Origin of the sequence: Pseudomonas sp. EA_35y_Pfl2_R5 (assembly GCF_963970805.1) — a bacterium.
Taxonomy (GTDB): Bacteria; Pseudomonadota; Gammaproteobacteria; order Pseudomonadales; family Pseudomonadaceae; genus Aquipseudomonas.
Genome location: NZ_CAXAOW010000002.1, coordinates 37,509 through 49,715, shown reverse-complemented (window position 1 = coordinate 49,715; position 12,207 = coordinate 37,509). Strand labels below are relative to the sequence as shown.

Genomic DNA, 12,207 nt, shown 5'->3' with positions numbered 1-12,207 from the left:
ATAGATGATCAATTTCGAGATTTTCATCGCCATCGGCATGTTCACCGGCATTGTGCTGGCGTTGGTGCTGATCATTATCGCGGCGCGCGCCAAGCTGGTTTCCAGCGGTGACGTAAGCATCGAGATCAACGGCGAAAAAACCATTGTGGTGCCGGCTGGCGGCAAGTTGCTGCAGACCCTGGCGGCCAACAATATTTTCCTCTCCTCGGCTTGTGGCGGCGGTGGTACCTGCGCCCAGTGCAAGTGCGTGGTCGAGCACGGCGGTGGCGAAATGCTGCCGACCGAAGAGGCCGCCTTTACCCGCCGCGAAGCCAAGGCTGGCTGGCGCTTGTCCTGTCAGACTCCGGTCAAGCAGGACATGAAGATCGAAGTGCCGGAAGAAGTCTTCGGCGTGAAGAAGTGGGAATGCACCGTTGAGTCAAACCCCAACGTGGCCACCTTCATCAAAGAGCTGACATTGAAGCTGCCAGAGGGCGAGAACGTCGATTTCCGCGCCGGTGGTTATGTGCAGCTGGAATGCCCGCCGCACGAAGTGCACTACAAGGACTTCGATATTCAGGAAGAGTACCGCGGCGACTGGGACAAGTTTAACCAGTGGAAGTACGTGTCCAAGGTCGAAGAGACCGTGATCCGTGCCTACTCCATGGCCAACTACCCAGAAGAAGTCGGTCTGGTGAAGTTCAATATCCGTATCGCTTCGCCGCCACCAGGCAAGGATGATCTGCCTCCGGGCAAGATGAGCTCCTACGTGTTCAGCCTCAAGCCGGGCGACAAAATCGACGTGTACGGCCCATTTGGTGAGTTCTTCGCCAAGGAAACCGAAGCCGAGATGGTGTTTATCGGCGGTGGTGCCGGTATGGCGCCGATGCGCTCGCACATCTTCGACCAGCTCAAGCGCTTGAAGTCGACCCGCAAGATCAGCTTCTGGTATGGCGCCCGCTCCATGCGTGAGGCTTTCTACAACGAAGAATATGATCAGTTGCAGGCCGAGAATCCGAACTTCAAGTGGCATCTGGCGCTGTCCGATCCGCTGCCGGAAGACAACTGGACCGGCCTCAAGGGCTTTATTCACAACGTGCTGTACGAAAACTACCTGAAGGACCATCCGGCTCCGGAAGAGTGCGAGTTCTACATGTGCGGTCCGCCCATGATGAACGCGGCGGTGATCAAGATGCTGGTCGACCTGGGTGTGGAGGAGGAGAACATCCTGCTCGACGACTTCGGCGGCTGATTCATGATCTATGCGGTACTACGGCCCGTTATTGCAGCCAGCTTGCTGGCAGCTCTAACGGGCTGCTGGTTTTCAGAACGGGTAGAAGAGTTTGGTGGCCCGACCATGGGCAGCACCTACACCGTTAAATATGTGCGCAGCAAGGATTTGCCGAGCCTTGAGTTACTCAAGCGCGAAACCGATGCAATCCTGGCTGAGGTTGATCAACAGATGTCGACCTACCGCGATGATTCCGCAATCGAACAATTCAACCAGACTCCGGCCGGCACCTGTCAGGCGATGCCGGCCGGGGTCTTGGAATTGGTTGAGGCTGGGCGCGCGCTGCATGAGCAAAGTACCGGTGCGTTCGACCTGACTCTGGAACCGCTGCTTAACCTTTGGGGCTTCGGACCCAAGGCCAGAGCCGAGAAAGTGCCAACACCGGAGCAGTTAGCCGTCGCTCGTGAGCGTATCGGTATGCAGCACCTGCGTCGCGAAGGTGAGCAGCTGTGCAAGGATGTTGATGTACAGGTTGATTTCAACAGCATTGCCGCAGGCTATGCGGTGGACAAGATCGTCCAGCGTTTCAATGAGCTGGGCGTGACCAGTTATATGGTTGAGGTCACCGGGGAGCTCAAGGCTGCCGGCAAAAAGCCGGATGGTCAACCTTGGCGGATCGGCCTGGAAGCGCCGCAGGACGGCCAGCGTGTCGCTCAGCGTGTGCTTGCCGTCGATGGTTACGGCATTTCCACCTCGGGTGATTACCGCAACTACTTTGAGGAAGAAGGGCAGCGTTATTCGCACACTCTCGATCCGCTGACCGGTGCGCCGATCATCCACAAGCTGGCTGCGGTAACCGTGGTAGATAAATCGACCTTGCGTGCCGATGGCTTGTCTACAGTGCTAATGGTGATGGGCACTGAGCCTGGCCTGGCATTTGCTGAGCGCATGGGTATTGCGGCGTTTTTCGTGACCCGTGAAGGTGACACTTTCGTCACACAGACTACTCAGGCTTTCGAGCAGCTATTCGCTGCAGGAGACGAGCAATGACATTTTTAGTGGTTTTTCTGACCATGCTGCTGGTGGTGGGCATGATGGCCGTGGGCGTGATGATGGGGCGTAAGCCCATCGCTGGCTCGTGCGGTGGTATCGCCAACCTGGGCATCGAGAAGGAATGCTCGATTTGTGGTGGCAGCCGCGAGAAATGCGAGGAAATCAACAGCGACTCGCAAGGCAAGACCGCAGCCTTGGCCTACGACGCGACCAAACGCTAATCGTCCTGTGGCCGGCTTAGCGGCTAGGCTTGCAGCGAACGAACTGTTGCCAGGCTGCATACGCAGTGCTGGCCCTGCCGAGAGCTCGGTACAAGAGCTCCGGCGTGATCTGAAGGAGTAAACATGGCGGTCTACAACTACGACGTAGTGGTGTTGGGCTCTGGCCCGGCAGGTGAGGGCGCGGCAATGAACGCGGCCAAGGCCGGGCGCAAGGTGGCCGTGGTCGACAGCCGTCGTGAAGTCGGTGGCAACTGCACTCACTTGGGCACCATCCCGTCCAAGGCGCTGCGCCACTCGGTGCGGCAGATCATGCAATTCAACACCAACCCGATGTTCCGTCAGATCGGCGAGCCGCGCTGGTTCTCCTTTCCTGATGTGCTGAAAAGTGCTGAACGGGTGATTGCCAAGCAGGTGAGTTCGCGTACCGGTTATTACGCGCGTAACCGCATCGATGTGTTTTTCGGCACCGGTAGTTTTGCCGATGAACACACCATCGAAGTGGTCTGCGCCAATGGTGTGGTGGAAAAGCTGGTGGCCAAGCAGATCGTCATTGCTACCGGCTCGCGGCCTTACCGCCCGGTGGACGTCGACTTTCACCACCCGCGCGTCTACGACAGCGACACCATCCTCAGCCTTGGCCACACCCCGCGCCGCATCATCATCTATGGCGCCGGGGTTATCGGCTCCGAGTACGCCTCGATCTTCAGCGGGCTGGGTGTGCTGGTCGACCTAATCGACAACCGCGACCAGTTGCTGAGCTTCCTCGATGCGGAAATCTCCGACGCCTTGAGCTACCACCTGCGCAACAACAACGTACTGATTCGTCATAACGAAGAATACGAAAGTGTTGAGGGCGTAGAGAACGGGGTGATTCTGCACCTTAAGTCCGGCAAGAAGATTAAGGCCGATGCCTTCCTCTGGTGCAACGGCCGTACCGGTAACACCGACCAGTTGGGCTTGGAAAATATCGGCATTAAGGTCAACAGTCGCGGGCAAATCGAAGTCGACGAGACTTACCGTACCGAAGTGCCGACCGTCTATGCGGCGGGCGATGTAATCGGCTGGCCGAGTCTGGCCAGTGCGGCGGCCGACCAGGGGCGCTCGGCTGCTGGTAGCATCGTCGACAATGGCAGCTGGCGCTTCGTCGATGACGTGCCGACCGGTATTTACACCATTCCGGAGATCAGTTCGATCGGCAAAACCGAGCGCGAACTGACCCAGGCTAAAATCCCTTACGAAGTCGGCAAGGCATTCTTCAAAGGCATGGCCCGTGCGCAGATTTCTCACGAGCCGGTGGGCATGCTCAAGCTGCTGTTTCACCGCGAAACTTTGGAAGTGCTGGGCGTGCACTGCTTCGGTTACCAGGCATCCGAGATTGTGCATATCGGCCAGGCGATCATGAATCAGAAGGGCGAAGCCAACAGCATCAAGTACTTCGTCAACACCACGTTTAACTACCCGACTATGGCGGAAGCCTATCGGGTTGCGGCATTCGACGGCCTCAACCGGCTTTTTTGAGCGGCTCCGGCCGGTGGCCTGAGCCGGCCGGGGAGAACCCGTTCAGTGACTCCAGCGATTGGCGTTGGCCTAATCGCGAGAGTTTCTGATCAGGCTTAACGAAAAAACCGGCCCTTGTGGCCGGTTTTTTCGTTTCTGTGGCTCTGCGGGTGACTATGCCAGAGTCACCATTGCTAGTCCGGGGAAGTCGGTGATGATGCTGTCCACGCCAAAATCCGCCAAGCGCCGCATGAGTGCAGGCTCATTGACCGTCCATACCGAGACATGCAAACCGGCTTTCTGTGCTTTCAGCAGGCGCTCCGGAGTGCACAGCGTCCAGTTCAGCGCGAGCAGGTGGCAGCCATAGTGCTTGGCCACTTTCAACGGGTCGAGCCAGGCATATTCGGCAACCAGGCCGCGTTGCAGGTGTGGGGCCAGGCGCTGCAAAGCCCGCAGCACTTCCCGTGAGCTGGATGTGACAGTGATTTTGTCGCTGAGGTTGTAGCGCTCGGCCAGTTCGGCAATCGCCTTGACCATCCGCGCCGAGCGAACCTTCGAGGCGCTTTTGACTTCCAGCTGCCAGTGCTCGAAATCGCAGTGCTGGAACAGCTCTTCCAGTCGTGGAATTGGGCAGGGCGTAACTGCGCCAGGGCCGCCTTTGCGCGCGTCATAGGTCACCAGCTCGGCGGCGTCATGCTCGACTACCTTGCCGCGGTGGCCGGTGGTGCGCTTGAGGGTCGGGTCGTGAATCACCATCAGCTCGCCATCGCGTGAAAGGTGCAGATCCAGCTCGCAGCGGCGCACACCATGCTTCAAACATTGCTGGAAGCTGGCCAGGGTGTTTTCCGGCACCTCGCCTTTGGCGCCGCGGTGTCCATAGATAACTGTCACTGTTGCTCCTTGTCGGGCAGGGCGGCGCCGGGCTGGTGATGACGCACGCTGTTGATCACGTGTTTATGCTCGAAGTAGACGCTGAATTCGCGGTAATCCCAGCGGGTGATCGGCGGGTTGCCGACGCTGGGGTGCTCTTCATCGGCCAGTCCGAAACGCTCAAGCACGGAGCGTTGGGATTCGCCGAACTGCGGCAGCTGCAGCGCGCTTCCACCTTGCTGGCCGATGGGGATTTGCAGGGTGTCAGCATTAGCGCCGAGAGACAGGAGCAGGGCGAGAAGCAGAAACAGACGGGGCATGATGGCTCGCTATCAGGGTTACAGGGGCTGCTCGCGGGCCTGGCGACGTTCCAGAGCCTGGCGTTGCAGGATATGCCGGGCAAGTAGCTGGCGTTGAGCATCGCTCAGCGCTTCGAATTCTGCGCCAATTTCAAATTGCTGCGAGGGCAGTGGTTGGCAATGCACCACCTTGGCCCTTAGCAATAGGCCCAGAGCCTGCGGCATCAGCACCATCTTCACCGCCAGGTGCGCGCCGGTTGCCACGGGTTGAGGGTTATTAAAACTGACGCCACCCTCGGACAAGCTGACCTTGCGCGGCGTGCCGATGTCACGCAGCAGGCTTTGCGCCACGGCCTGGCCGAGCAGGTCGATACGCTTGTTCATCACCTTGAGGTAATTGGCCAGGGTGCGATCACGCTCGGTGATGTGCCGCAGCAGATGCTGCGACTCGAAGTCCATCAGGTGCAGATCGCTGAGCAGGTTGAACAGTGGGGAGCTGTCGTGAAGCTCGTCACTGGCCAGGGCTTCTGCGCCCGAGAGCAGGGTGAATTCCAGTGCGATCGTATCGTCGATACGATAGTATTCGCGGCGATCATCTTCATCTTGAGTCGGCATGGCGAACCCATGGCAGCAGTAGTGGTCGAAGAACCTGTTCAAAGTCTTGCGAGCTAGCGGCATGCAAGGCGAAAAGTGGTGAGGAAGCGCAGTTTACGAATGTAAATGAGCATTCCGAGACAGTTTTCAACGTAGCAGGTCCGACGCGCAGCAGACTTTACCCTGATTTAGAGTGTAAGGCTGCTCGCCAAGCCCCCACAAGGACGTTTCTTTTTCCCTCGAATCAGCCCTCACATGTTCAGACCTCTGTTCGTATTTATCGGCACGCGCTACACGCGGGCCAAGCGTCGCAATCACTTCGTATCCTTTATTTCCCTGACCTCAATGATCGGGCTGGCACTTGGTGTGCTGGTGATGATCCTAGTGTTGTCGGTAATGAATGGCTTCGACCATGAAATGCGCACCCGGGTGCTCGGTATGGTGCCGCATGCCACCGTGGAAAGTGCCACCCCGATCAAGGACTGGCGCAGCCTGGCCGAACGGGCGCAAAGCAACCCGCAAGTGCTTGCGGTTGCGCCTTTCAGCCAGATGCAGGGCTTGCTGACCAACGACGGCAAGGTGCAGAAGGTGCTGATCAATGCGGTCGATCCGCTGGAGGAAGCCAAGGTTTCGATCATTGGCAATTTCTTTCAGCAGGGTCGCCTCGAAGCGCTGCAACCCGGCGAGTTTGGCATGGTGCTGGGTGATAAGGCCGCCGCCAAACTCGGCGTCGACCTGGGTGACAAGGTCACCTTCGTCGCCCCGGAAGTCACGGTTACTCCCGCCGGCATGTTTCCGCGCCTTAAGCGCTTTACCGTGGTCGGTATTTTCCATGTCGGCGCCGGCGAAATTGACGGCCACCTGGCTCTGACCCACGTGCAGGATCTGGCACGTTTGCAGCGTTGGCAGCCCGACCAAGTGCAGGGCATTCGCCTGAAGCTCGCCGATCTGTTTGAGGCCCCGCGCACCGCCTGGGCGCTGGCGCAAACTCTCGGTGAGGGCGATTACTATGCCCGCGACTGGACCCGCACCCACGGCAATCTGTACCAAGCGATCCGCATGGAAAAAGCAATGATTGGCCTGTTGTTACTGCTGATCGTTGCGGTGGCCGCGTTCAATATCATTTCCACGCTGGTGATGGTGGTTACCGACAAGAAGGGCGATATCGCGATTCTGCGAACCCTCGGCGCGACCCCACGGCAGATCATGGCGATCTTTATGGTCCAGGGTACGGTGATCGGCGTATTTGGTACGGCCATCGGCGCGCTGCTGGGCTGTCTCGCTGCCTTGAATATCAGCAGTGCGATTGCCGCGCTGGAAGGGCTGTTGGGGATCAAGTTCCTTAATGCCGATGTGTACTTCATCGACTACCTGCCTTCGCAGCTGATGCTGGTCGACGTGCTGCTGGTCTGTGGCGCGGCATTGATTCTGAGTTTTTTCGCCACCCTGTACCCGGCCTGGCGCGCGGCGCGTACCCAGCCCGCGGAGGCGCTACGTTATGAATGATCAGGTTATGAGTGATCCCGCTATGCAAGATCGTGCAGTTCTTAGTTGTCGCAACCTCGGTAAAAGCTACGACGAGGGCCCGCAATCGGTGGTGGTGCTGGATGGTTTGCAACTTGAATTGCACCCCGGCGAGCGTGTGGCAATTGTCGGCAGTTCCGGCTCGGGCAAGAGCACCTTGCTGAATATGCTTGGCGGCCTGGATACGCCGAGTACCGGCAGCGTCTGGCTGGCTGGCGAGGAGTTGTCAGCGCTGAATGAAAAGCAGCGCGGTCTGCTGCGTAACCGCGCCCTGGGTTTCGTTTACCAGTTCCACCACCTGCTGCCGGAGTTCACCGCGCTGGAAAACGTCTGCATGCCGCTGCTGATTGGCCGCACGCCGATCAGCGAAGCACGCGAACGCGCCACCGCGTTGCTGGAGCGCGTTGGCTTGGGTCACCGCTTGTCACACAAGCCGTCTGAACTATCCGGGGGCGAGCGTCAGCGTGTGGCGATTGCCCGCGCGCTGGTCAATCAGCCAGGCTTGGTGTTGCTCGATGAGCCCACCGGTAACCTTGATCACCACACCGCGCAGGGCATTCAGGACCTGATGAAGGAGCTTAGCAGCGCCTCGCAAACGGCCTTTCTGGTGGTGACCCACGATATGGAGCTGGCGCAAAAGATGGACCGCATTCTGCGTCTGGAAGACGGCAAGTTGGTGGCCGCCTGATGTTTCGTCCGCTGAGTATCTTTATCGGTATCCGCTATACCGGGGCCAAGCGGCGCAACCACTTTATTTCCTTTATCTCGATGACCTCAATGATCGGCCTGGCCCTGGGCGTGCTGGCCATGATTGTGGTGCTGTCGGTGATGAACGGTTTCCAGAAGGAAATGAGCACGCGCATCCTCGGCATGGTGCCGCATGCCAGCATCGCCGGGGCGCAGCCGCTGGATGATTGGCAGCAGGTTGCAGCCACCGCGAAGAGCAATCCGCAGGTGGTCGCCGCAGTGCCGTTTGCCGAGCTGGAAGGCATGCTCTCGGTGCGCGGGGCGATGCAGCCGGTGCAACTGCACGGCGTCGATCCGGCGCTGGAACCGCAGGTATCGATCATCGACAAACATATGCAGCAAGGCCGTCTGAGCGATTTGCGCGAAGGTGAGTTTGGCGTGGTGCTTGGTGAAATTACCGCGCGACGCTTTCAACTGCGCGTGGGCGATAAGCTTGCGCTGATCGTGCCGGAACTGAGCAGCGTGCCGGGCGGTATCAGCCCGCGTATGCAGCGTCTCAACGTGGTCGGCATCTTCAAGGTGGGGGCCGAGCTGGACAGTTCGCTGGCGCTGATTCATGTCGCCGATGCGGCGCATATCCAGCGCATGCAGCCAGGCCAGGTGCAGAGTGTTCGGCTGAAGCTGAAGGACCTCTATCAGGCGCCGCAGGTAGCCGCGCAGATTGTTGGCGAGCTGGGCGCAGGTTATAGCTCCGCCGACTGGACGCTGACCCAGGGTAGCCTGTTCAGTGCGATGAAAATGGAAAAAACCATGATCGGCCTGTTGCTGCTGCTGATCGTTGCGGTGGCGGCCTTCAATATCATCGCCACGCTGATCATGGTGGTGGCAGACAAGGGCGCGGATATCGCCATCTTGCGTACCCTGGGTGCGACGCCGGGGCAGATTATGGGCATCTTTATGGTGCAGGGCACTGTGATCGGTGTAATTGGTACAGTGATCGGCGCGGTGCTGGGCATTCTCGCGGCGCTGAATGTCAGCCAACTGGTCGCCTGGATTGAACGCTTGAGTGGCCAGCAGGTGATGAGTTCGGACGTGTACTTCATTAGTAACCTGCCGTCGGAACTGCTGCTGTCTGATGTCCTGTTGATCTGCGGGGCGGCGTTCAGCCTGAGCTTTCTGGCTACCGTTTACCCGTCCTGGCGTGCCGCGCAGATTCAGCCGGCCGATGCGCTGCGTTACGAATAAGCTACGCTGGCAGAAACAAAAAAGCCGTTACTGAGTAACGGCTTTTTTGTGTCAGTTCGGTGCGTCTTGCTGAAGGCGTTTTTCCTGGCGTTTGCGCCAGTTGTGCCGCACCCACCAGCGCCAGTAGGCGTTGGTGCCAAAGTAGCCGATCAGGGCGAGCAGTAGCCCCAGCACCAGAGACCCCAGATACAGCGGCTGCCAATGCGTTTGCAGAACATGGCCGACCCAACCAAGGGTGATGTGATCAGGCATTTTCAACGTGGGTGTGCTCATCAGCCAGGCGCCAAATTTATAGCTGCAATAGAACACAGGCGGCATGGTGATCGGGTTGGTCAGCCAGACTAGGCCAATCGAGATTGGCAGGTTGCCCCGAGCGGGAATGGCTACGGCGGCAGCGGCGACCATTTGCATCGGTATAGGAATCATTGCCCAGAATAGGCCAATGGCCATGGCCCGTGAAACAGAATGTCGGTTGAGGTGCCAGAGGTTGGGGTCGTGGATCAGACTGCCCAGAAAGCGCAGGGATTTATTGCCCTTTATGCGGTCTGGGTGGGGCATGTAGCGCTTGAATAAACGACGCGGCATGAAGGCTCTCTGGCAGGTAAAAGCGCCGATATTATGCACCCTTTGATGACCGTCCGCTGTCCGACTTTGTGACAGCAAATATGCAAAAGCTGATCGACAGGTTAAACGCTGGATCTGACTCACGGAGCGAGTCTATGCGCACAGGGATTTTGGCGCTGGTAGCTGGGCTACTGGTGCTGCGTTTTCTTCCGGCCTTGCCGCCGTTATGGCTGCTGATTTTTCTGCCAGTCGCCGGCTTGATGCTATTGCCGTTTCGCAGTTATCCCATCGCCTTGTTTCTGTTTGGTTTCACGTGGGCCTGCGTATCGGCGCAGTGGGCGCTGGATGAACGCCTGGCGCGGCAGCTGGATGCTCGAACCCTGTGGCTGCAGGGGCAGGTGGTCGGACTGCCTGAAGCGAGTCATGGGGTGGTGCGTTTCGAGTTGGAGCAAGTGCTTTCACGCCGCGCTAAGTTGCCCACGCGTCTGCGTCTGTCCTGGTATGACGGGCCGACACTGCGCGCTGGTGAAACCTGGCGCTTGGCTGTACGCCTTAAGCGTCCCCATGGCCTGGTCAACCCCCAGTCATTCGATTACGAGGCGTGGCTGCTGGCACAGCGCATCGGGGCTACGGGCACGGTAAAAAGTGGTGAGCTAATTGCGCCTGCCCGTGGAAGCGGTGCTTGGCGCGACCGCTTGCGTCAGCAGCTCTTGGCAACGCCCGCACATGGCCGTGAAGGCGCCTTGGCGGCCTTGGTGCTGGGCGATGGCTCGGGGTTGTCGACAGCCGACTGGCAGGTGCTGCAGAACACCGGCACGGTGCACCTGATGGTGATCTCCGGTCAGCATATCGGTCTGTTGGCGGCGCTTTTATACGGCCTGGTGGCCGTCTTGGCGCGGCTGGGCTTCTGGCCGCGCAACTGGCTCTGGCTGCCGTGCGCTTGTGTAATGGCCTTTGCCGGCGCGTTGGCTTATGGGCTGTTGGCCGGTTTTGAGGTGCCGGTACAGCGCGCCTGCGTGATGGTCGGTTTGGTGCTGCTCTGGCGCTGGCGTTTCCGCCATCTGGGCGTGTGGCTGCCGTTGTTAGTGGCATTACTTATGGTGCTGTTGGGTGAACCGCTGGCTAGTTTGCAGCCGGGTTTCTGGTTGTCCTTTGGTGCAGTGATGCTGCTGATTCTGATCTTCAGCGGTCGCCTCGGCGCTTGGCCCTGGTGGAATACCCTGCTGCGCGCACAATGGGCTATGGCAATCGGCTTGTTGCCGTTATTGCTGGCGCTCGGCTTGCCGGTAAGTGCCAGTGGCCCCTTGGCCAATCTGCTGGCTGTGCCAGTGGTGGGGTTATTGGTGGTGCCGCTGGCATTACTCGGTACGTTATTGCTGCCAGTACCTGGGGTGGGGGCAGCACTGCTTTGGCTGGCGGGCTGGGTGCTGAACTTGCTGTTCGAATTACTGGCCTTGTTCGCTCTGTGGCTGCCGGCTTGGTTGCCCAGCGCTTTGCCCTATTGGGCCTGGCTGCTCGTTGCGCTTGGCGCGCTGGTGTTGCTCTTGCCGGCCGCCTTGCCGATGCGAAGCCTGGGCGCGTTATTGCTGCTGCCTTTGTTGTTCAGCCCGCAACAGGGTCCTGAACATGGGCGAGCCGAGGTGTGGGTGCTGGATGTAGGTCAGGGCCTGGCGGTGCTGGTTCGCACCCAGGGGCATGATTTGCTGTATGACGCGGGACCGCGCTTTGGCGAATTCGATACCGGTGAGCGGGTGGTGTTGCCATCTCTACGGGCGTTGGATGTGCGCGGGCTTGATCTGTTGCTGATCAGTCATGCCGATAACGATCACGCGGGAGGCGCTGCAGCGATCAAGCGCGGTCTGCCCGTGAGCCAAGTGCTCAGTGGCGAGCCGGATAAGCTCGCACCTTTATTGTTGGCCGACGCCTGCGTCAATGGGCTGAGCTGGAACTGGGATGGGGTCGAGTTCAGCACCTGGCGTTGGACGCAGGCGACTGATGGCAATCAGGCATCCTGCGTGCTGCGTATAGAAGCCAATGGCGAGCGGCTGTGGTTGACCGGCGACATCGACAACGATGCCGAGTGGGCACTGCTCAACAGCGGCTTGATGATGCCGGCGCAATGGCTGTTGGCACCCCATCACGGCAGTCGCAGTTCGTCATCTGCCGCCTTACTGGAGCAGGTCAGGCCCGCTGCCGCGCTGGTTTCCCGCGGTGCGCACAATGCTTTTGGCCATCCGCATGACGAGGTGGTAGCCCGCTACCGGGCCTTGAATACGCAGCTGTACGACACGGCTCTGCATGGCGCTATACGGATTCGCCTGGGTGCATTCGAGCAGGCGCAGGGTTTGCGCTATCGAGCACGTTTTTGGCGGGAAAAATGAGAACGGCAGCGGTCGGCGAGGCGGCGACCCTATGCTAGAGTGGCGCCACTTTTGTGAAGGGG

General features: G+C 59.3%; 12 protein-coding genes. 8 read left to right on the top strand and 4 right to left on the bottom strand.

All coding sequences use genetic code 11. From position 1 onward, the window contains the following. The first annotated feature begins 4 nt into the window (after nt 1-4). The 4 genes from nqrF to sthA all read left to right on the top strand — a co-directional run bounded on the left by nqrF (nt 5) and on the right by sthA (nt 4,002). Nucleotides 5-1,231 (top strand): NADH:ubiquinone reductase (Na(+)-transporting) subunit F, encoded by a 1,227-nt coding sequence (gene nqrF, locus AACX99_RS04165; protein WP_339409752.1) that lies wholly within the window; start codon nt 5-7, stop codon nt 1,229-1,231. Nucleotides 1,232-1,336: 105 nt separating this feature from the next. Then, a complete protein-coding gene (locus tag AACX99_RS04160; protein WP_445261832.1) occupies nt 1,337-2,260 on the top strand; it encodes an FAD:protein FMN transferase in 924 nt (307 codons plus the stop codon). Then, nucleotides 2,257-2,484 carry a (Na+)-NQR maturation NqrM gene (nqrM, locus tag AACX99_RS04155; RefSeq protein WP_339409749.1) on the top strand — a complete coding sequence of 76 codons (228 nt, stop codon included), beginning with the start codon at nt 2,257-2,259 and terminating at the stop codon, nt 2,482-2,484. Before AACX99_RS04160 ends, nqrM begins: the two co-directional genes overlap by 4 nt. 123 nt (nt 2,485-2,607) lie before the next feature. Continuing rightward, nucleotides 2,608-4,002, top strand: coding sequence for a Si-specific NAD(P)(+) transhydrogenase (sthA, locus tag AACX99_RS04150; protein WP_339409748.1), 1,395 nt, complete (start codon nt 2,608-2,610; stop codon nt 4,000-4,002). 153 nt (nt 4,003-4,155) lie between these two features. On the opposite strand, the gene AACX99_RS04145 is transcribed toward sthA, so the two are convergent. The 3 genes from AACX99_RS04145 to AACX99_RS04135 are packed head-to-tail and all read right to left on the bottom strand — an operon-like array spanning nt 4,156 to nt 5,765. Beyond that, on the bottom strand, nt 4,156-4,872 hold the full coding sequence (locus AACX99_RS04145) for a glycerophosphodiester phosphodiesterase (protein WP_339409747.1): 717 nt from the start codon (nt 4,870-4,872) through the stop codon (nt 4,156-4,158). Next, on the bottom strand, nt 4,869-5,171 hold the full coding sequence (locus tag AACX99_RS04140; RefSeq protein ID WP_339409746.1) for a phosphodiesterase: 303 nt from the start codon (nt 5,169-5,171) through the stop codon (nt 4,869-4,871). The genes AACX99_RS04145 and AACX99_RS04140 overlap by 4 nt, the downstream gene beginning before the upstream one ends. Nucleotides 5,172-5,189: 18 nt before the next feature. After that, on the bottom strand, nt 5,190-5,765 hold the full coding sequence (locus AACX99_RS04135; RefSeq protein WP_339409744.1) for a PilZ domain-containing protein: 576 nt from the start codon (nt 5,763-5,765) through the stop codon (nt 5,190-5,192). Between the two features lie 234 nt (nt 5,766-5,999). Here AACX99_RS04135 and AACX99_RS04130 point away from each other — a divergent pair, with 234 nt between their 5' ends. The 3 genes from AACX99_RS04130 to AACX99_RS04120 are packed head-to-tail and all read left to right on the top strand — an operon-like array spanning nt 6,000 to nt 9,200. After that, nucleotides 6,000-7,250, top strand: a complete 1,251-nt coding sequence (locus AACX99_RS04130; protein ID WP_339409742.1) for a lipoprotein-releasing ABC transporter permease subunit — start codon at nt 6,000-6,002, stop codon at nt 7,248-7,250. A gap of 22 nt (nt 7,251-7,272) precedes the next feature. After that, on the top strand, nt 7,273-7,956 hold the full coding sequence (gene lolD, locus AACX99_RS04125; RefSeq protein ID WP_339410558.1) for a lipoprotein-releasing ABC transporter ATP-binding protein LolD: 684 nt from the start codon (nt 7,273-7,275) through the stop codon (nt 7,954-7,956). After that, on the top strand, nt 7,956-9,200 hold the full coding sequence (locus AACX99_RS04120) for a lipoprotein-releasing ABC transporter permease subunit (protein WP_339409741.1): 1,245 nt from the start codon (nt 7,956-7,958) through the stop codon (nt 9,198-9,200). The genes lolD and AACX99_RS04120 overlap by 1 nt, the downstream gene beginning before the upstream one ends. A 51-nt stretch (nt 9,201-9,251) precedes the next feature. Here AACX99_RS04120 and AACX99_RS04115 read toward each other — a convergent pair whose 3' ends face one another. Then, complete coding sequence (locus tag AACX99_RS04115; protein WP_339409739.1) at nt 9,252-9,785, bottom strand: DUF2062 domain-containing protein; 534 nt, start codon at nt 9,783-9,785, stop codon at nt 9,252-9,254. A gap of 134 nt (nt 9,786-9,919) precedes the next feature. Between AACX99_RS04115 and AACX99_RS04110 the strand changes: the two genes are divergently transcribed. Next, nucleotides 9,920-12,145 carry a DNA internalization-related competence protein ComEC/Rec2 gene (locus AACX99_RS04110; RefSeq protein WP_339409738.1) on the top strand — a complete coding sequence of 742 codons (2,226 nt, stop codon included), beginning with the start codon at nt 9,920-9,922 and terminating at the stop codon, nt 12,143-12,145. The last annotated feature ends 62 nt before the right edge of the window (nt 12,146-12,207 follow it).

Excerpts from the sequence above, each read along its gene's own strand:
- nqrF (WP_339409752.1), top strand. The coding sequence starts at position 5 with ATGATCAATTTCGAGATTTTCATCGCCATCGGCATGTTCACCGGCATT.
- AACX99_RS04160 (WP_445261832.1), top strand. The coding sequence starts at position 1,337 with ATGGGCAGCACCTACACCGTTAAATATGTGCGCAGCAAGGATTTGCCG.
- nqrM (WP_339409749.1), top strand. The coding sequence starts at position 2,257 with ATGACATTTTTAGTGGTTTTTCTGACCATGCTGCTGGTGGTGGGCATG.
- sthA (WP_339409748.1), top strand. The coding sequence starts at position 2,608 with ATGGCGGTCTACAACTACGACGTAGTGGTGTTGGGCTCTGGCCCGGCA.
- AACX99_RS04140 (WP_339409746.1), bottom strand. The coding sequence starts at position 5,171 with ATGCCCCGTCTGTTTCTGCTTCTCGCCCTGCTCCTGTCTCTCGGCGCT.
- AACX99_RS04135 (WP_339409744.1), bottom strand. The coding sequence starts at position 5,765 with ATGCCGACTCAAGATGAAGATGATCGCCGCGAATACTATCGTATCGAC.
- AACX99_RS04130 (WP_339409742.1), top strand. The coding sequence starts at position 6,000 with ATGTTCAGACCTCTGTTCGTATTTATCGGCACGCGCTACACGCGGGCC.
- lolD (WP_339410558.1), top strand. The coding sequence starts at position 7,273 with ATGCAAGATCGTGCAGTTCTTAGTTGTCGCAACCTCGGTAAAAGCTAC.
- AACX99_RS04120 (WP_339409741.1), top strand. The coding sequence starts at position 7,956 with ATGTTTCGTCCGCTGAGTATCTTTATCGGTATCCGCTATACCGGGGCC.
- AACX99_RS04115 (WP_339409739.1), bottom strand. The coding sequence starts at position 9,785 with ATGCCGCGTCGTTTATTCAAGCGCTACATGCCCCACCCAGACCGCATA.
- AACX99_RS04110 (WP_339409738.1), top strand. The coding sequence starts at position 9,920 with ATGCGCACAGGGATTTTGGCGCTGGTAGCTGGGCTACTGGTGCTGCGT.